General features: G+C 39.6%; 15 protein-coding genes and 1 tRNA gene. 10 read left to right on the forward strand and 6 right to left on the reverse strand.

The annotated features are described in order from the left end of the window. The first annotated feature begins 51 nt into the window (after nucleotides 1-51). On the forward strand, nucleotides 52-489 hold the full coding sequence (locus tag L0M98_RS20595) for a DoxX family protein (protein WP_186976965.1): 438 nt from the start codon (nucleotides 52-54) through the stop codon (nucleotides 487-489). Between the two features lie 24 nt (nucleotides 490-513). Here the strand turns inward: L0M98_RS20595 and L0M98_RS20600 are convergent, their stop codons facing one another. After that, the gene (locus tag L0M98_RS20600) at nucleotides 514-663 is read right to left on the reverse strand and encodes a hypothetical protein (protein WP_227217490.1); all 150 of its coding nucleotides are present in this window, start codon (nucleotides 661-663) and stop codon (nucleotides 514-516) included. A 235-nt stretch (nucleotides 664-898) separates the two neighbouring features. Here L0M98_RS20600 and L0M98_RS20605 point away from each other — a divergent pair, with 235 nt between their 5' ends. Beyond that, nucleotides 899-1,384: a DUF7004 family protein gene (locus tag L0M98_RS20605; protein ID WP_227217489.1), complete on the forward strand. Its 486-nt coding sequence runs from the start codon at nucleotides 899-901 to the stop codon at nucleotides 1,382-1,384. Here the strand turns inward: L0M98_RS20605 and L0M98_RS20610 are convergent. Beyond that, the gene (locus L0M98_RS20610; protein ID WP_227217488.1) at nucleotides 1,352-2,290 is read right to left on the reverse strand and encodes a DNA adenine methylase; all 939 of its coding nucleotides are present in this window, start codon (nucleotides 2,288-2,290) and stop codon (nucleotides 1,352-1,354) included. The two genes, L0M98_RS20605 and L0M98_RS20610, sit on opposite strands and share 33 nt — an antisense overlap. A gap of 475 nt (nucleotides 2,291-2,765) precedes the next feature. Between L0M98_RS20610 and L0M98_RS20615 the strand changes: the two genes are divergently transcribed. Next, a complete protein-coding gene (locus L0M98_RS20615) occupies nucleotides 2,766-4,046 on the forward strand; it encodes a type II restriction enzyme (RefSeq protein WP_227217486.1) in 1,281 nt (426 codons plus the stop codon). A gap of 145 nt (nucleotides 4,047-4,191) precedes the next feature. Continuing rightward, nucleotides 4,192-4,428: a hypothetical protein gene (locus L0M98_RS20620; protein WP_186976959.1), complete on the forward strand. Its 237-nt coding sequence runs from the start codon at nucleotides 4,192-4,194 to the stop codon at nucleotides 4,426-4,428. A 518-nt stretch (nucleotides 4,429-4,946) separates the two neighbouring features. On the opposite strand, the gene L0M98_RS20625 is transcribed toward L0M98_RS20620, so the two are convergent. From L0M98_RS20625 to folB, 4 genes are all read right to left on the reverse strand, one after another. Next, entirely contained in the window at nucleotides 4,947-5,741 is a 795-nt protein-coding gene (locus L0M98_RS20625; RefSeq protein ID WP_186976957.1) for a hypothetical protein, read from the reverse strand. After that, a complete protein-coding gene (locus L0M98_RS20630; protein WP_227217485.1) occupies nucleotides 5,722-6,768 on the reverse strand; it encodes a zinc ribbon domain-containing protein in 1,047 nt (348 codons plus the stop codon). The genes L0M98_RS20625 and L0M98_RS20630 overlap by 20 nt, the downstream gene beginning before the upstream one ends. 357 nt (nucleotides 6,769-7,125) lie before the next feature. After that, nucleotides 7,126-7,196 (reverse strand) — tRNA-Cys (locus L0M98_RS20635). A 64-nt stretch (nucleotides 7,197-7,260) separates the two neighbouring features. Beyond that, on the reverse strand, nucleotides 7,261-7,614 hold the full coding sequence (gene folB, locus L0M98_RS20640; RefSeq protein ID WP_186976953.1) for a dihydroneopterin aldolase: 354 nt from the start codon (nucleotides 7,612-7,614) through the stop codon (nucleotides 7,261-7,263). Nucleotides 7,615-8,038: 424 nt separating this feature from the next. On the opposite strand from folB, the gene L0M98_RS22730 reads away from it, so the two are divergent. The 6 genes from L0M98_RS22730 (at nucleotide 8,039) to L0M98_RS20675 (ending at nucleotide 17,604) form a co-directional block, all read left to right on the forward strand. Continuing rightward, the gene (locus L0M98_RS22730; protein WP_186976951.1) at nucleotides 8,039-10,228 is read left to right on the forward strand and encodes a M18 family aminopeptidase; all 2,190 of its coding nucleotides are present in this window, start codon (nucleotides 8,039-8,041) and stop codon (nucleotides 10,226-10,228) included. Nucleotides 10,229-10,296: 68 nt separating this feature from the next. Further along, nucleotides 10,297-10,677, forward strand: a complete 381-nt coding sequence (locus tag L0M98_RS20655) for an MmcQ/YjbR family DNA-binding protein (protein ID WP_186976949.1) — start codon at nucleotides 10,297-10,299, stop codon at nucleotides 10,675-10,677. Between the two features lie 53 nt (nucleotides 10,678-10,730). Beyond that, entirely contained in the window at nucleotides 10,731-11,282 is a 552-nt protein-coding gene (locus L0M98_RS20660; RefSeq protein WP_099290814.1) for an RNA polymerase sigma factor, read from the forward strand. Between the two features lie 75 nt (nucleotides 11,283-11,357). After that, on the forward strand, nucleotides 11,358-12,503 hold the full coding sequence (locus L0M98_RS20665) for a FecR family protein (RefSeq protein ID WP_186976947.1): 1,146 nt from the start codon (nucleotides 11,358-11,360) through the stop codon (nucleotides 12,501-12,503). A gap of 74 nt (nucleotides 12,504-12,577) precedes the next feature. Further along, on the forward strand, nucleotides 12,578-16,165 hold the full coding sequence (locus tag L0M98_RS20670; RefSeq protein ID WP_186976945.1) for a TonB-dependent receptor: 3,588 nt from the start codon (nucleotides 12,578-12,580) through the stop codon (nucleotides 16,163-16,165). 11 nt (nucleotides 16,166-16,176) lie between these two features. Further along, entirely contained in the window at nucleotides 16,177-17,604 is a 1,428-nt protein-coding gene (locus L0M98_RS20675; protein WP_186976942.1) for a RagB/SusD family nutrient uptake outer membrane protein, read from the forward strand. Nucleotides 17,605-17,617: the final 13 nt, after the last annotated feature.

The raw sequence follows: 17,617 nt of genomic DNA on the forward strand, positions 1-17,617 counted from the left end.
CATGAAAGAATGTTCGTTACTAATACAGTTTTAATTTTTAAAAATGTTGTTATGAAAAAAGTGATTTCGTCGGTTATATCACCTAGCCAGAAGTTCCTGAACTTGGGATTGCTTATATTGCGTGTGCTTGTGGGAATAACCATGTTGACTCATGGACTTGCTAAATTGACTTCGTTCTCGGAATTGTCCTCGACGTTTTTCGATCCGATCGGGTTGGGAAGTACGCTTTCACTGATCTTGATTATCTGCGCCGAAGTGGGGTGTTCCATATTTCTTATCGTGGGGGCATTCACTCGTCTGGCGACGATCCCGTTAATTTTTTCCATGTTGGTGGTAATCCTTATCGTGCATGGTAATGATCCTTTTCAAGTGAAAGAGTTGCCTTTGATATACTTGGGAATTTACATTTTCCTGTTCTTCGCCGGACCGGGAAAGATCTCTTTGGATTCGATTCTTTTGAAAAAGATAGACACGAGTATACCTAAATAAAGAAAAAATTGAGGCAGGTGGTTCCTAGGGAATCACCTGTTCTGTTCCGTTCAGTATTGGGACTACGTTTTCATCTTCTTCCAGTACGGTGGCTGCCAATAACCAATAGAGCAGCAACACGATGGCAATGATGATTCCCACGATTGTCCACACGTTGTTTTTTCTTTTTTTCATGATTCTTTTTGTTAGATTGTTTGTATGAACATAAACGGGAAATGGCAGGGAGAGGTTCTGTTTTTGTGAAAAATTCAAGATAAGTACGTAAGTTTTTTATTTGTTCCTTGATTAATTCTTTTGATAGGTATTAAATATAAATGTTAATTATTCATTTTGTTTTACTATATTTGTATTGATTGCGGCGCTTGGAGCTTTGATGTTTGTCAAATAATTTAACAAAGAAACTAACTTTATGGCTACACGGGTTACAGATTTTTCTGATGGCAGTTACTTGGAGTACGCTCGGGGAAGCTTTGATGAATGGTGTGTTTATTTATCTCGTCCGAATACCGCGAGATATGCACCGCGAGATTATCAATATTTTCAGCGTCTTGTTAATTACGCTTCTAAATATGGTAAAGATGCAATTTATCAAGATTTTGTGTCTATTTATAATAAGACAACCAAAGAATTGGATAACTCTACCATTCAATACATAAAGGATATGACTTCTAAATATGGCGCAGATGCCCTTAATATAGCCATTGATTTCACCATTATCTATATGGGGATGATTGCCGAAGAAAACAAAGAGAACGCGATATTAGGCAAAAGAGTTAAAAGGCTTGGAGTATATCAGACCATCTATGATGAGCTGTCACCGAATGAAGCTGCAAATTTTAGCCGCGGGAAGAAATGGAGAGAGTTAGATGCTATTTGTCGTGGCAGAGGATTTTAAATAGTTTGTTATAAGAAGTTCTTTAATAGTTCCCCTTTTATCTGATTTAGAATTTATATTTCTTTTGGCATCTACACGCGTAATGTTGTATTCCTGATATAATTCATCAAAGAAATTATTGTCAGGATTGATGCTACGCGGATCGGAGTTGCTTAGCATGAATTTGGCTCCCGTTGCTGATATTTCGTCACAAAACTGTTTCAGTCGGTTTTGTTCGTTGTCGTCAAAATCAAATTTAGTATATGAGTTAAAATTTGAAGTTTCACTGATTGGCTTATATGGCGGGTCAAAGTAGAAGAAAGTTTTTTCGCTTACGTACTCTTTGGTGGCGGTGTAATCGCCACAAAGAATTTCAACTTTTTGTAATAATTCGCTATCCCGCAGTATCGTTTCCCTGTCACAAATTTTAGGGTTTTTGTATTTGCCAAATGGCACATTGAATTTGTTTTTAGAGTTGACACGATATAAGCCATTGAAGCATGTACGATTTAGAAAGATGAATAGTGCTGCATTTCTTACAGACTGCGATGACGAATTTCGCTCGTTATACTCTTCCCTAAGGGCTAAATAAAGTTCTTTTTGGTTATCGTATGAAGTTAGATTTTTGTAGTTTGTATCTATGCGTTCTAATTCTGAAATTAAATCTAAAGGTTCTTTTTTGATAACTCTATAAATATTTATCAAATCAGAATTAATATCATTTATAACGACATGTTTTATATTGTCGTATGCTGACAACAGCCAAAACATGATAGCACCACTACCTATAAAGGGTTCTATATAGGTGTCAATAGTTGAAATATTATCCGGGAGATAGTTGTTAATCTGCTGGATAAGTTGTCCTTTACCTCCAGCCCATTTTAAGAACGGGTGCCCTGTAATTTGCTTTTTTATTGATTGATTCATATCGCAAAAATAGTGTTTTTTATCTCCTGGCTTCTTTTAAATGTAAGATATGTTAGTGCCTCCGGGATACAGAGATTAATCTAATTTCGAGTACAAAGATAGAGAAAAAGTATTTATCTGCTGTTTTCTGGTTTAAAAGATTAGGTCACGTAATAAATACGTGACCTAAGGGGGTGGTTCGCTCTCCTGTCATTGATGACGAGCGCCACGGCGAAAAGTAGTTGCAAGACTTAAACATGCGGGTGCACTTTGCAGAACGAACGTGAAAGGGAAAAGGGTGTATGAGGTTTTCTTTTTTTTGATAACGAATCCCTAAAATTAATCAAATTGTTGTTCTTTTATAGCCTATAATCCAACTAAAAATAGTAATTTTGAAATGCCGTATGGTGAATTTGTAGAAAATGGTTTTTGAGAAAAGACGACTTATTCCAGAGATTAAAAAATAGGCAAGTAAATGAGTTCCTAATTAATAACAATGAGTAAATCTAAAAATGATATAGCGTGGGAAAATTTTTTTGAGAAGTATTCTATTTTAGACAAACTTGCAAATAACGAGCGAGTATCAATATCTTCAGTGGAGATTAATCAGTTTCGGGAAGCTCGTTTAATGACAAAGTTTGATCACCGTTCCCAGCTTCCTAAATTATTTGTTGAGCATAATCTCTCAATTTTGCCGACTTCCAGAGGTACATATGAGATTGGTACGTTTGAGACTTTTTGTGATTTTAATAAAGAGGATGTAGAGATAACCTCTATTGGTTTCCCAACTTTTTTGGAAAGCTTGGACTACAAAGATATTACAAGTGAATCAATTGCGATAAACTGTGCTTTTGTATCTAGGATGTTACATGACTTTACGGGCGAAGAAAATTTACTACCTACGGTTTGTGGACGGATGAGTTCTTCTTTGTTTGATTTTATAATTAGTTCAGGGCAAAACAGTTTTAAAATAAATGTAGAAAACTCACAAATAGAAATAGATGGAGGGTACGAAGGTGATAATTCTCTAAATTTGATTGAAGCAAAAAATTATATTTCTGATGATTTTTTGATCAGGCAATTATATTACCCGTATAGGCTATGGAGTAATAAAATTACAAAACGTGTTCGTCCGATATTTCTTACATATTCAAATGGAATTTTTCATTTGAGGGAATATGAATTTACTACACTTGAATTATATAATTCCATTCGCTTATTACAGTATAAAAAATATGCCCTTCAAGAAGGTGCAATTAATATAGAGAACATACAAAACATTCTGGATAATATTCAAGTTGTTAAAGAACCTGAATTGCCATTCCCACAAGCGGATAGTTTTGAACGTGTGATTAATCTTTGTGAATTATTGAAGCAAAGAGGGTTTATCAGTAAAGATGATATTACTCAAAATTATGACTTTGATTATAGGCAGACGGACTACTATTCAAATGCGGCAAGGTATTTAGGACTAATAGATATTGTTCATATAAACCGGCAGGTTGGGTGTACCTTAACTCAAGATGGCTTTCGCGTATTTAACTTGCCTATTGTGGAACGGCAACTGGAGTTTGTTAAGTTTATATTGGCACATGTTGTATTTCAAAACACTTTGAAGCTATATTTTGATAAAGGAAATGTTCCAACAAAAGATGAAGTGGTTGAAATAATGAGAAATGCTAAACTATATAATATTACTTCTGGGCAAACATATAAACGAAGAGCATCAACTGTGATTTCTTGGATAAATTGGATTTTAGGATTAATAGAACAATAATTAAATGTAAAAATGTCGTTATGCTTCACGGTACAATGATTTACCTGTAGAATGAGATGGGGTTAATTGCAATTGGATTCAAGGGTACTATTTATATTGGAAAGGGGGGAGCAAATTAGCTCGGATTTTCCAGAGAAGTCTGCATATGAAAAATGCGAAAGGAAAGAAAACAGGAGCATCAGCATTTACGGCTATTTGTAAAGCTAAGAAAGAAATTAGTACAATCGTAGACCGATACCGAGAACCGAAATCATATCATGCGTCAAAATTTCGAGTTGATATATACAAAACCCTGAAAAGATTATATGGAGATATTCCTCAAATTTCGATGAAGGAATTAATTTTAGGTTTATGGGGTATCAAGGGAAACGTCAAAAATTAAAAATTGCCCCTATCGAATTAGGTAATCAAATTAAAATGCAAAGTGGCTTTTGGGCTGAAAAATGACATATATAGTATGAAAGTACGAGTATTTGTCTGTGTTTTGGTCAGTACTGTAATTATTAAAGGCTTTCTATCCTAAAAAGGTAGGGTGTATCCCCCCATGAGTGTTTTTTGTTTTCACGGTTCGATAGTGATCGAGAATATCAAAAATAATTCTTTTATATAGAAAGTCGTATTGTTGTCTCGTGCAAATTAAAACGCAAAGGGAAAATCTTACTATTCCCAGTACTATGGTGGTGGCTATTATGTTTCTTTTGTAAACGGCATAAAATGCTGCCTAATCGCTATCAGGTATAGGGAAGTGCAAACGTAATATTTCGTTATTGTATTTAAAGCGTAAAAGTGATTGTATGATATGTCTATCTTCTCTGGTAAAGTTAGAGAAGATATTATAAACGGAGCAGATTTTTTTGGACTTGGAGGCTTGGCGTTTTTTAGCAGCAAAGAGGTAAATAATTATAAAGTAGTAATTAAGTTCTCAATTTCTGAAATTCCTTTAGGAGATATTGTTATATTTGAATCTGAACTATTATACTCTAGAAGTTTTTCTTTATGCAAAGGAATAATGATCCGTGATTTAAACAATGAGATATTACTATATTCAGTCCATTCATATAAGTCATTTATAGATGCTTTGTTAGCTATCTCATTGTAAAGTAACAATAGAACTTTTTGTTTATGAGTTAATCCATCTTTGATAATTCTGCGATGACCGTCTATATGCCAGATATCTGGCATGATTTTGATATTCAATGAATCTATGATTTGTTGAGCTTCAATCATTGGCAGATTATGATATAATCTGATCAGTTCACAAATTATCCAGTCTGTATTTTTTACAATAGTGCTTATATCAATAGCATTTGCATTAATATCTCCGCCTGTATGACCAATTCCTCTTTTGTTTCTTAGAGTATATACAAAATTCAATGCTCTTGGAATAGTAACTCTGAGAGATTCGTTTCCACTTGCTATGGGGAGCTGAGTTAATTTATCAACCTTTACGGGAAAATTTGATATATGAGCGTTAAAAGGAGTGTATTTACCAGTTAACTCGTGCTCTAGAAATCTAAAAATAGTTTCGCATAATTTGCCTGAAGATATTCCTACGGCATCAAACTCATTGCTATAAAATGACTTAAGATGACGTTTTTTTAATTCTATGTATATATCAATAATAGCTTCCCTGAAATCATCTTGTATGTTTGCTAAAGCTAATATTAACTTAGTTTTATCTAGTGAAATATTCATATTGTCCAGAATTTCCTTTCTCCCTTTCCAATTCGTTGGGAGCCAATAATTTTACGATAGGTACTCCTATTTCCGCCGTTGTAAAGGAGACAGCCTTTTTCTCTTTTAAATACTGGGTAATACCCCCTAGTGTTCTACGCTCTTTAAAATATCCTTCATGTATTAATGTTTTAATATATGAAGTGGCACCTGTAGTGGATTTTTTTGTTGAATCTGTATTCCCATTTGAAGATTTTTTACGAGATATTCCTGTCGTTTTGCTGAATGATATGTTGCCTTTAGTTATATTTTTATCTATTACTTCGTTTAATACCTCAATAGCCCTATCTTTACCATCAGGAGTTAAAAATATAATCCCTTTGCCTTTTCTTCCGATCTCATCTGATTTAACAATCCAATTTCTAAATCCACCCGAATTTAGTTGACGATGTTTAAGAGTGTCTGTTAATATTTGACGTTTTAAATCATCTGTATTGAGTAGATATTTATATCCAAGCAATACTAATAAAGAGATACGAATTTCTTTGTCTAATTTGCTCTGCTCTTTAAATGAATTTTTTTGAAAGATAAGTTTATCACCATCTAAAGTGAATATTAGATTTAATGCTTGGGTTAGTTCAGAATCATCAATTGGAAGCACTTCTGCATCTACATATGATGATTCTGCATCCTGTGCGATATTTTGTTGGTTCTTAGCTAAAATAGTATTAGGTGAGAATGTCCTTTTAGCAAATTGATTAACTCCAGCAATAGAGCCAAAAGTAGAAACCAATTCTTTCCCTACATTATCAGTGAATTTTGTTTTAAATTTAATAGAGTCTCCTTTTCTTTCAAATTCAATTTCATTAATTTGATTTGAATCTGAAACTTTGGAAATTATAGGTGTGCCGCAAGCTATGCAACCAATAGCTCCTTTGGGAAGGGGTTCTTTGCATTGCTTGCAAATAATTTGAGTTAGGCAATAAGGGCAAAATATCAGTTTGTCATTATCATCAATTTGCTGAGAACAATTTGGACATTGTGGCATAGTTGTAAATTTTATATGCAAATGTATAATATATTAATTATATTTCCAATATTTTGTAACATTCAAATCCTTGCAATGAAAAAAATTCGATGATTGCGATTATTTGGATGATTGATTTTGTTTTAAAAGTAGAATTATCTATACAAAATTTCATACTCATTTTATTGATGATAGGCTTCAATAGCTTTTTGACTGTAAGTGACGTTTTTCTCCACTTATTTGAGGAGAGTATTTGTGGTTTAACTTTACCGCTTTCATGACACTCTTTGGATGGAGATTATAATTTGTGGAATGCACCCCTCTTGAAAATCAAAAGCTCCGAAACCTTTTATTTGTTGGGGTTTCAGAGCTTTACTGAGGTCGGTAGCAGATTTGAACTGCTGTACGCGGTTTTGCAGACCGCTGCCTAACCGCTCGGCCAACCGACCCTGTTGCGATTTTGCAGTGCAAAGATAAGGTGAAATTTTGGATTCTGCAATACCTTACTGCAATTTATTTCGATAAAGTAACACTTGTTGCCGCGATTTTACCACCCAAGGGGGGATTGAGCTTTGATACTTTAATAGTTACGTGCGTGATTTGAGGGAATGTCCGGTAGAGGGCATCGATCATTCTTTGTGCCACGTGCTCCAGCAGGTGGGATTTGATCATCATTTCACGGGCAATAATTTCATAGGCGGTCAGGTAACTGAGGGCGTCGTTGATGTCATCGCTTTGGGCGGCTTTGCTGCAATCGGTTTGGATGCGGGCGTATACCATGAATTTGTTTCCCACGATTCGTTCTGTTTCGTAGCACCCGTGGTAGGCGAAAAATTCCATTCCTTCGATTTCTATGATTCCTTCCATGATTGTTAATTTTTGTGTTTCATGTTTTATTCTTATCTTGCGGCTTTAAATACAAAAGAGCCGACAGGGGATGTCGACTCTTAAGATTACATTACTAACTACTAACCTAAACCATACAAACTTATGAAAAATCTTCAATCTCTTAAAGACGGTGCAAAGATAGGGGTAGTTTGTGAATCCAACTAATGTTTGATGTTAATAAAAGTTGTTGTTGAGGTTAATGTAGGTTAATGAAACGGGCTTGGATGGCTTGGTAATGGTGTGTCGTGAAAATGTTGTATGGTTAATGTATTGGTTTGTAGAATGATGTGATATATTCTCGTGTAAATACTCTTTGTTAATTATTAATAAGTCTTTATCAGATGGTGTGAAAATCGAATATTATTTGTATGTTTATCAGATAGATTTTTTTAGGAAAAGTAGTATGTTAGATTGGATTAAAGTGTCAGATATACAAGACATTATTTGTGAAGCGGGATGTCTGGTGTCGGATATATACGAGAAAAGAAATTTTCATGTAGAAACAAAAGGTGACATGACTCCGGTCACGGAGGCGGATAAGGCGTCGAGTGAGTTTATCGTGCAGGCGCTAAAAAAGCTCTATCCGGATATTCCCGTGATTAGTGAAGAGGCGTCGTTGCCTTCTTATGATGAACGGAAAAAGTGGAAGTACGTGTGGGTGGTTGACCCGCTGGACGGCACGAAGGAGTTTATTTTTCGGAACGGACGTTTTTGTATCAATATCGCTCTGGTGGAAGACGGGCATCCGGTGTTCGGGATGATTAATAATATTTGCGATAAGGAAATATTGTGGGCTTTCGCGGATGGTGAGCGTGGGATAACACGAGAAGGGGAGGAAAGCGTGTTGGAGGCTTCCATGGAAGTTCCGTCCCGTTTGAGAGTGGCGGTGAGTCGTTTCCATTTGACGGAGAGTGAGATGCAGTATATCGATGGGTTGAAGGCGGCGGGGTATGACGTGGAATTAATGCCCTTGGGGGCTTCTTCCAAACAGTGTATGGTGGCAGAGGGGAAAGTGGATATATGTCCGAAATTCGGGAAATGCTCGGAATGGGATGTCGCGGCGGGACAGGTGTTGGTGGAGGCTACCGGGGGGCTTGTCGTGAACGCGGAGACGGGGGGAGAGGTGTTGTATAATAAAGAAAATATTCTGAGTTCGCCTTTTATCATGTGCAGTAAGCGGATACATGAAGAAATTAAACGGGGTAATCGTATTTTTTTGACTCCTGACGCGGAGGTTGAGGTAAAAAATGATTATCTTGGGGCACAAAGAAATGAAATAATAAATCAAGATATAATGGAGAAACAATTAGCAAAAGAACTGATTGAGTTTATACATGAAAGTCCGACAAATTTTCATGCAGTGGCGAATGCCAAAAAAGAGTTGCTGGATCATGGTTTCAAACAACTGTTTTCCGGGGAAGCGTGGCAAATAGAAAAAGGGGGTAAGTATTTCGTGACGAAGAATCACTCGTCCCTTTTCGCTTTCGAGATCGGAAGCGGCGAGATTGCCAGTGACGGGTTCAAGATTATTTGTGCCCACAGTGATTCTCCCACTTTCCGGATCAAGCCGAATGCGGAGATGCCTGTTGCCGGACAATACTTGAAGTTGAATACCGAGGTTTACGGGGGACCTATCATGTACACGTGGTTTGACCGTCCGTTGTCTATGGCGGGGCGCGTGATGCTAAAGAGCCTGAACCCGTTGAAGCCCGCGACGCAATTCGTGAATTTCAACCGTCCGTTGATGGTGATTCCGCATATTGCTATCCATTTCAATCGTGCCGTGAATGATCAGGGTAACCCGTTAAGCAAGCAAAAAGATATGTTGCCGGTGATTGCCATGATTAATGAAACGTTCGAGAAGGATAATTATCTGGTAAAGTTGATTGCTGAGGAGATGGGGGTGAACAAGGAGGATATTCTTGATTTTGATCTGACGTTGTATGAATTCGAGAAAGGATGTCTGTTCGGTGTGAACGAAGAGTTTATTTCTACCGGGAAGTTGGATGATCTGGCGATGGCATTTGCGGGATTGAAGGCATTCGTAAATTCGGAGAAATGCCGGAAGACGAAAGTACTCGCTATTTTCGATAACGAAGAGGTGGGAAGCGGGACGAAACAGGGAGCCGGTTCCCCGATTCTGCGTACTATCGTGGAGCGTATCGTGTTCGGGTTGGGTGGTAAGCCGGAAGATTTGTACCGGGCTATTCATAATTCCTTCATGATTTCTGCCGATATGGCTCACGCTCTTCACCCGAATTATGTGGAGAAACATGACCCGACGAATCATCCGGTGTTGAATGGCGGTCCGGTGATAAAGATTAACGCTAACCAGAAGTATATTACCGATGGTGATTCCGCTGCCGTGTTCAAGACGATTTGTAAAATGGCCGGAGTGCCGTGTCAAGAGTTTGTCAATCACTCGGATATGGCAGGAGGTTCCACGTTGGGAAATATTTTGCTTTCCCAAATGGAAATGCGCGGTGTGGATATTGGTAATCCGATGTGGGCGATGCACTCCGTTCGCGAGACGGGTGGCGTGAAGGATAATGCTTACGTGATAAAAGCTTTCACTACGTTTTATAATATTTAAGATTGTTGTTATTAATTGGGAAGGGTTGTCTGTAATCGGCAGCCCTTTCTTCTTTATATCCGGATGCAATGAATATTGAGGAATTTAGAGAATATTGCCTGTCATTTAAGGGCGTTCATGAAAAAATGCCGTTTCCTAATGTAGCTGATCTGTATAGTCGTGATGTTTTATGCTTCTACGTGCTGGATAAATGGTTCTGTTTCGTGAATATTGAGGTGTTTGATTTTTGTTGTATTAAATGTGATCCCGGGGAGGCGGGTGAGTTGAGGGCTCAATATATGGGGATAAAGCCGGGATGGCACATGAATAAGAAGTATTGGAACAGTGTTTATTTTAATCAGGATGTACCGGATGACAAGATAAGGGAATTGGTCGCTGAATCTTATCGTATTGTTGTTCAAAGTTTGACAAAAAAGGAGCGGGAGATGCTGTTACTTCTTGCCAAGTAAAACTATTTTCTTTATTTTTGTTTCTTCGGTGGTTGTTTAGAACGTATTTATATATGGTGATGCCGGATGAGAAGGAAATATTAATAAAGCTCAATCAAGGTGATGAAGCCGGATTGGAAGGTTTGTTTTCTCTGTATTATAAGCCCTTGTGCGTTTTTGCTTTGAATTTTATTGATTCTTACGAGGAGGCAGAGGATTTGATTCAGGAGCTTTTCGTGAAGTTTTGGGAGCGGCGGGGAAAGATGGAGTTCCAAGGGTCTTTGCGGGCGTATTTGTTTTCTTCCGTGCAGCATAATTGTATTAAATTAATAAAAAGTAGAAGAAGGTATCATTTTGACGGTATCGAGAATTACGAGGATTTGCTTGAAGATAGGTGTACTCCCGGTGAGATGGAAGAGGAGAAGGAGAGGTTGTACGCGGAGATTGAAAAATTACCGGAGCAATGCCGGAAGGTGTTTGAAGCGATTGTTCTGAAAGATATGAAGTATAAAGAAGCCGCCGAACAGTTGAATCTATCCGTGAATACGATAAAAACACATCTTGCAAGGGCGATAAAACAATTGCGTACTTCATTGAGTATCATTGTTCTGATGATGATTCGGTAAAATATTTCTTTTTTTTTGCTTTTTCGTTCACCCATTTTTGCCTTTTTAGGCTTTAGGTAGTAAAAAGTACTGCTAATGGATGATAAGAGAATTATTGAGTTGGTTATTCTATATTGTAAGGATGAATTGACGGCTTCGGATTGTTCTGAATTAGAGATCTGGTTAGATGAAGACCAAAGGCATCGGGAGATTTTTCGGGATTATCTGGGAAAGTACCGGAAGGTGAGGCAAACTGTGTTTTATGATACTCTGGACGAGCGAGAGGCTTGGCATCGATTGACACGAAGAATAACGGGTACGGGAAGGAAAAAGCGTATTATGCGTTATTACCCGTATGTGGCCTCGCTGGTGTTATTCATGGTCGTGAGCGTATTTTTATACATGAGGGGTGGGATGTTTTCAGGTAGAGATGTAATTACGGTGGAGCCCGGCTCAACCAAGGCCGTGTTGCAGTTGTCGGATGGAAGGTGTGTGCGGTTATCGGCAGATTCGATGATGTCCTTGCAGGAGGTAAACGGGGTGGTTATAAGGAAAGGAGAGGAAGGGGGTATTCATTATTTAGAGAGTGAAACGGCGGGAGAGAGCGTGTTGAACACGATACGTGTACCCCGGGGGGGAGAGTATTACCTGTGTTTGGCTGACGGGACGAAGGTATGGCTTAATTCGGAGTCCGAGTTGACTTATCCTGTTTCTATGGGAGGGATTTTTAGGGATGTACGATTGAAGGGGGAGGCTTATTTTGAAGTCACTGGAAATGAAAGCCAACCTTTCCGGGTAACATGTGGAGATTCCCGGATCTCGGTATTGGGAACGAAGTTTAATATCATGGCATATGACGGGCAGAAAGATGTTGTCACGACACTGGTCAACGGACGGGTGCAAGTGTTCGCGAGCGGTGATTCCTTGATATTAAATCCGGGGGAACAATCGTTGTCCGGGGCGAACGGTATTGACGTAAGGAAGGTGGATGCAGGTATTTTTATAGCGTGGATCTCGGGAATATTTGAGTTTGAAGAGATGAGTCTTGGAGAGATCACGGGACAATTGGAACGCTGGTATGATGTGTCATTTGTTTATACCGATTCGTCACTGCGGGAGATTACGTTCACGGGAGCTGCCGATCGTCATCGTCCGTTGAATGTCGTCTTGGAGATGATAGAGAAACTTTCGGGGGTGCGTTTCGAGCTCGGGAAGGAGGTGATTACGATTTATAAAGAATGAAAGGAGTGCGGCTAACACTCCTTAAATATCCTGTCGGCTAAACAGGAATAGATTTAAATGTAAAAAACAAAGTTATGAAAAAAAGAAGTAAGTGGTATGAATTTGCACGAGGGAAATGTGCAAATAAAATCATGAGGATTATGAAATTAACGAGTTTACTAATGCTTGTTTTTGCTTTGCATCTTTCTGCCGGAAGTGTGGCACAGCAGGTTGTAAGTGCCAAGTTTTCGGATCAGACGTTGAAAGAGGTGTTTCGTGAAATCAAAGCGCAGACCGGTTTTTATTTCATGTATAATAGCCGGGAAGTGGATGTTCGGCAGAGGGTTAGTGTCGAACTGAATCAAGTGTCGCTGGAAACAGCGTTGGAAAAAATATTTGAACATTTGCCTTACGGGTACGAGGTGACACAAGGGTACGTGTTGGTCATTACCCGCCCGAAAGCGGTAATGGAGTCTAAAGCGAAGAAAAAAGAGGTGCGGGGTATGGTGGTTGATGAGAAGGGGATTAGATTACCCGGAGTAAGTATCGTGATCAAGGGAACGGGAATGGGTACGGTGACCGATGTCGAGGGTGCTTTTAAGCTGGATGTGCCTGCCGGGGAAGATATCTTTCTGGTATTTTCTTTTGTCGGGATGGAGAGCAAGGAGGTAAAAGCGGATACAACGTTCATGAAGGTTGTGTTGAAGGAGTCGGTGGAACAGATGGATGAAGTGGTGGTGACGGGGTATCAAGAGATCGACAAACGGAAATTATCCAGTTCTATTGCCTCGATCAAGGGGGAGGATTTGATAGGGGGAAATGCTATTTCCATTGATCAGATGTTACAAGGGCGTCTGGCAGGAGTCGCCGTTTTGAATCAAACATCGACACCGGGAGCCGCCCCGAAAATTCGGATTAGGGGATCTTCTTCTATCACGGGAAACCGGGAACCCGTGTGGGTAGTGGATGGTATTATTCTGGATGAACCGGTACAACTTTCTACGGAGGAATTGAATAGTATGGATCGGGTGAATCTGATAGGGAACGCTATTTCCAGTCTGAACCCGAATGATATTGAACGGGTTGATATTTTGAAAGACGCGAGTGCTACGGCTATTTATGGCGTGAAGGCAGCAAACGGCGTGATAGTGGTTACCACGAAAAAAGGAAAAAGGGGAAAACCCAGAATTAATTATGCCGGGGGAATTTCGGTTATGACGCCGCCTTCTTATAAAGTGATGCGTTTGATGGATTCGGAAGAACGGGTGGAGTTGTCGGAGGAGATGCATCGGAAAGGATTACAGTTTTACACGTTCCAGCCAACAAGCATGGGGTATGAAGGTGCATTGATGGATTTGTGGAACGGTAAGCTGTCGTATGATGAGTTCCGTTATAAAGTGAAAGATTTGAAAGAATTAAACACGGATTGGTATGATTTGTTGTTCCGGACGTCCGTTAGTCATCAACATGCGATAGCCGTATCCGGGGCAACGGATAACACGGATTACTATTTCTCTGTCGGTTACGCGAATGACCAGAGTGTAAACAAAAAAGAGGATCTGGATCGCTTTAATGCGTTGATTAAGGTAAACACCCGGTTTACTCCTAATTTTAAAGTGGGAATGAATATGAGTGGGGCGTTGACAAACACGAAACGACCTCATAATTCCATTGATGTCTACCAGTATGCGGCACAAACATCAAGAGCGATTCCCGTGTATGACGGGGAGGGGGAATTGTTTTATTATGACAATGCTTTCGGGATTTCGGAAAATATTCCTTTTAATGTTTTAAACGAGTTGAAGGAAAGTGGTTCGACCGTGAAGAATCAAGCTTTGAGATTTGATATTTCCTTGGATTGGAATATTATGCCCAGCTTGAAATTTAGTTCTATTATCGGGTTGACGACGAACAATAATTATCAGACTTATTGGGCAAGCGAGAAGTCTTATTATGTTTCTCAGCAACGGGGTACTCCTTACGGGACACCGCTCCCCGCGGAGGTAAGCCGTGATTTTGCCGCGAAGTGTTTGATCCCGATGGGAGGAGAGCTGGTGAAGGAGGATACAAGAAACACGAGGTACACGATACGTAACAGTTTTGCTTATCATGAGTCTTGGGGAGAACATCAGTTGTCTGCTATGGTCGGGAGTGAGGTTACTTCCTCGAAGTACGATGCGCTGAAATCCACGCAATGGGGATATTTGCCGGAACGGGGAAAGAAGTTTGTGAATATAGACTTGGCTACATGGAAAGGATATGCAGAGAAGGTGGCTAAGACTCCGGATGTGATTACGGATAACCTGACGAATATCGTGTCGTGGTACGGTACGTTCACTTATTCCTATGGCGATCGTTATATCGCGAATTTTAATATTCGTACAGACGGTTCCAATAAGTTCGGACAAGATAAAAGTGTACGTTTCTTGCCGGTTTGGTCAGCTTCAGCCAAGTGGAATCTGCATAATGAGGTATTTATGACTTCTGTAGAATGGCTGGATGAACTAGCATTCCGTCTGTCTTACGGGATACAAGGAAATGTGCATCCGGATCAAACGCCGAATCTGATTGTCAAGATGGGGGCTTTGGATAATATTTCTAAAGAGTATGAATCCACGTTATATAAGTTGCCCAATGACAATTTGAAGTGGGAAAAGACAAAATCTTATAATTTAGGTGTCGATTTTTCTTTCTTCCGCTCCTTGTTGTCCGGTACGGTAGAAGTGTACAAGAAAATAGGCGAGGATCAAGTCGTGCAAAAAACGTTGGCTCCGTCTACTGGTGCTAATTACGTGGCGATCAATGATGGTGATGTGAATAACAGCGGGTGGGAGTTAAGTGTTAACGTGAATCCTGTCCGTGGAAAGGATTGGAACTGGAGTTTTTCGTTCAACACGGCAAAAAATTATAATAAGGTGAAGAATGCCGGAGAAGAGCTGTCCGTGACATGGAGTGATTACGTGAACGGGACTTTGGTTCGTAACGGGAAATCAATAAACAGTTTCTACGCTTATCGTTTCAAGGGGTTGAATGACGAGGGATTACCCACGTTCTACGGGGAGTCGGAAAAGAATGAGGACGGGGAGGTTGTTATTGTTACGCAGGAAGAGGCTTTCGATGCGGCATTCGTGTACGCGGGACGGCGTGAGCCGACTCTGTCGGGTGGTTTTTCAACGAACTTGAGATTTAAACGTTTGACGATGAATGCAAACTTTTCCTTCGCTTTGGGGAATAAAGTTCGGTTGAATAATCTTTATTACGAGTCGGGACAGGCATTGCCGTTCCCGCAGCAAAATATGTCCAGCGAGTTTGTGCATCGTTGGCGTGAACCGGGGGATAAGACGGTTATTCCGGCATTGTCGGATGATGCAATGGCATTTACTACTTACGAGAGAAAATATCCGATAGCCAATAATCGTTGGGATATGTATAATAAAAGCGATTTAAGGGTGGTTTCGGGGGATTTTCTCCGTTGTCGTTCTTTGAGTCTACGTTATGATGTTGCCCCGGAATGGTTACAAAAGTTTTATATCTCGGCTGCCAGCTTAAGTTTTGACGTGAGCAATCTTTTCGTGATTAAAAGCAAGGATTTGAAAGGACGTGATCCGGAGCAAGTAACCATGGGCTCGGGTACAGTCCCGCCACAGAGGGGATACTCGTTGAGATTAAATGTTTCATTCTAAATAGGTTTGTGATGAAGATACTTATATATATTATCGTAACGGGAATGTTACTGGGTGGATGTAGCGATTTTCTGGAGGAAAATTCTCAAGATTTGATGATTCCCAAGACTGTGCAGAATTACAAGGAGTTTTTGTATGGTGAAGGTTTGAACAATAAGGTTGTCCTTTGTGAATATTTGGATATTATGACAGATGATGCCGATGAAATTATTAATATAAAAAGACCTTATGAAACGAGTGTGGATGCTCGTAAATTTTGGTCTTATTACACTTGGCAGGAATATCCAGAGATTCAGCAGGACAATTCTTTGTTGGAAGACAATGCATGGGGTGAATATTACCATAGAATATTGATTGCTAATATTATATTGGAGGCTTTGGATGAAATGGAGGGAACACATGCGGAGAAAATGGATTTGGCGGGTGAGGCTTATTTTTTGCGTGCTTGGTCTTATTTTATGTTGGCTAATTTATATGGTAAGCCGTATGTCGATGAAAAACAGGCAGCTAAAGATTTTTGTGTACCAATCAATCGGGCTACAGGTATTGAAGAAAAATCATTGTCCCGTTCTTCGATAAAAGATGTGTATGACTTAATGGAGGCGGATATAATATCTTCAATTGCAGCTTTTAAGGTGTCGACAGTCGAGAAAACAATTTTTCGTCCGAATTTGCCGACTTCTTATTTGTTGGCTTCCAGAATAGCACTTTTCCGGAAGGATTATGACAAAGTGATTGCTTATGCCGATTCTGTGCTGCTCTCGACGGAAAAGGCGTTATTTGATATGACGGCGACCTATGCAATCCCTCGTTTTTTGAATGTCGGGAATCATGAAATATTATTTTCTTATGGTGAAGCTCCTTCTGGTGGTTTGGCTGCTTTTCAGTACTCTTCTTTGAGGCGTGCTGCTTTTATTCCGTCAACGGATTTATCGGATTTGTATGCGGAAAATGACGAACGGAAGACTTCTACTCTATTTTTTAGTGCAGGAGGAATGAAGCCGATGAAATATTATGGCTCCACGTCAGATGGTATGTATCCTCATGCTTTCCGTTTGGCAGAGGTGTATCTGAACCGGGCTGAGGCGTACGCGGCAAAAGGGATGACCACCGAGGCGCTTCGGGAGATTAATGCTCTTCGGGAGAAGCGAATTTCCGAGAATTACGAGGTCACGGCGACGACGGCTGAGGATGCCTTTACACTGGTAAAGGACGAGCGGCGGATGGAGTTCTGTTTCGAGGGTTTCCGTTGGTTTGATTTACGCCGGTGGGATCGTCCGAAGATTACACATCGTTTTTCTTCAGCGGAGAATCCGAGTAATTATATTGAATATGTCTTACAAAAGGATGATCCTGCTTATACTTTGCCGATACCACAGAAAGAACGGGAGATGAATTTATCAATAGAGAATATCGATCGCCCACGACGGGATAAGTAGATAAATTTAAAAA

Source organism: Butyricimonas sp. DFI.6.44 (assembly GCF_022132345.1).
GTDB lineage: Bacteria > Bacteroidota > Bacteroidia > Bacteroidales > Marinifilaceae > Butyricimonas > Butyricimonas muris.

Coding starts and splice junctions, on each gene's coding strand:
- L0M98_RS20595 (WP_186976965.1), top strand. CDS start 52: ATGAAAAAAGTGATTTCGTCGGTTATATCACCTAGCCAGAAGTTCCTG.
- L0M98_RS20600 (WP_227217490.1), bottom strand. CDS start 663: ATGAAAAAAAGAAAAAACAACGTGTGGACAATCGTGGGAATCATCATT.
- L0M98_RS20605 (WP_227217489.1), top strand. CDS start 899: ATGGCTACACGGGTTACAGATTTTTCTGATGGCAGTTACTTGGAGTAC.
- L0M98_RS20610 (WP_227217488.1), bottom strand. CDS start 2,290: ATGAATCAATCAATAAAAAAGCAAATTACAGGGCACCCGTTCTTAAAA.
- L0M98_RS20615 (WP_227217486.1), top strand. CDS start 2,766: ATGAGTAAATCTAAAAATGATATAGCGTGGGAAAATTTTTTTGAGAAG.
- L0M98_RS20620 (WP_186976959.1), top strand. CDS start 4,192: ATGAAAAATGCGAAAGGAAAGAAAACAGGAGCATCAGCATTTACGGCT.
- L0M98_RS20625 (WP_186976957.1), bottom strand. CDS start 5,741: ATGAATATTTCACTAGATAAAACTAAGTTAATATTAGCTTTAGCAAAC.
- L0M98_RS20630 (WP_227217485.1), bottom strand. CDS start 6,768: ATGCCACAATGTCCAAATTGTTCTCAGCAAATTGATGATAATGACAAA.
- folB (WP_186976953.1), bottom strand. CDS start 7,614: ATGGAAGGAATCATAGAAATCGAAGGAATGGAATTTTTCGCCTACCAC.
- L0M98_RS22730 (WP_186976951.1), top strand. CDS start 8,039: ATGTTAGATTGGATTAAAGTGTCAGATATACAAGACATTATTTGTGAA.
- L0M98_RS20655 (WP_186976949.1), top strand. CDS start 10,297: ATGAATATTGAGGAATTTAGAGAATATTGCCTGTCATTTAAGGGCGTT.
- L0M98_RS20660 (WP_099290814.1), top strand. CDS start 10,731: ATGGTGATGCCGGATGAGAAGGAAATATTAATAAAGCTCAATCAAGGT.
- L0M98_RS20665 (WP_186976947.1), top strand. CDS start 11,358: ATGGATGATAAGAGAATTATTGAGTTGGTTATTCTATATTGTAAGGAT.
- L0M98_RS20670 (WP_186976945.1), top strand. CDS start 12,578: ATGAAAAAAAGAAGTAAGTGGTATGAATTTGCACGAGGGAAATGTGCA.
- L0M98_RS20675 (WP_186976942.1), top strand. CDS start 16,177: ATGAAGATACTTATATATATTATCGTAACGGGAATGTTACTGGGTGGA.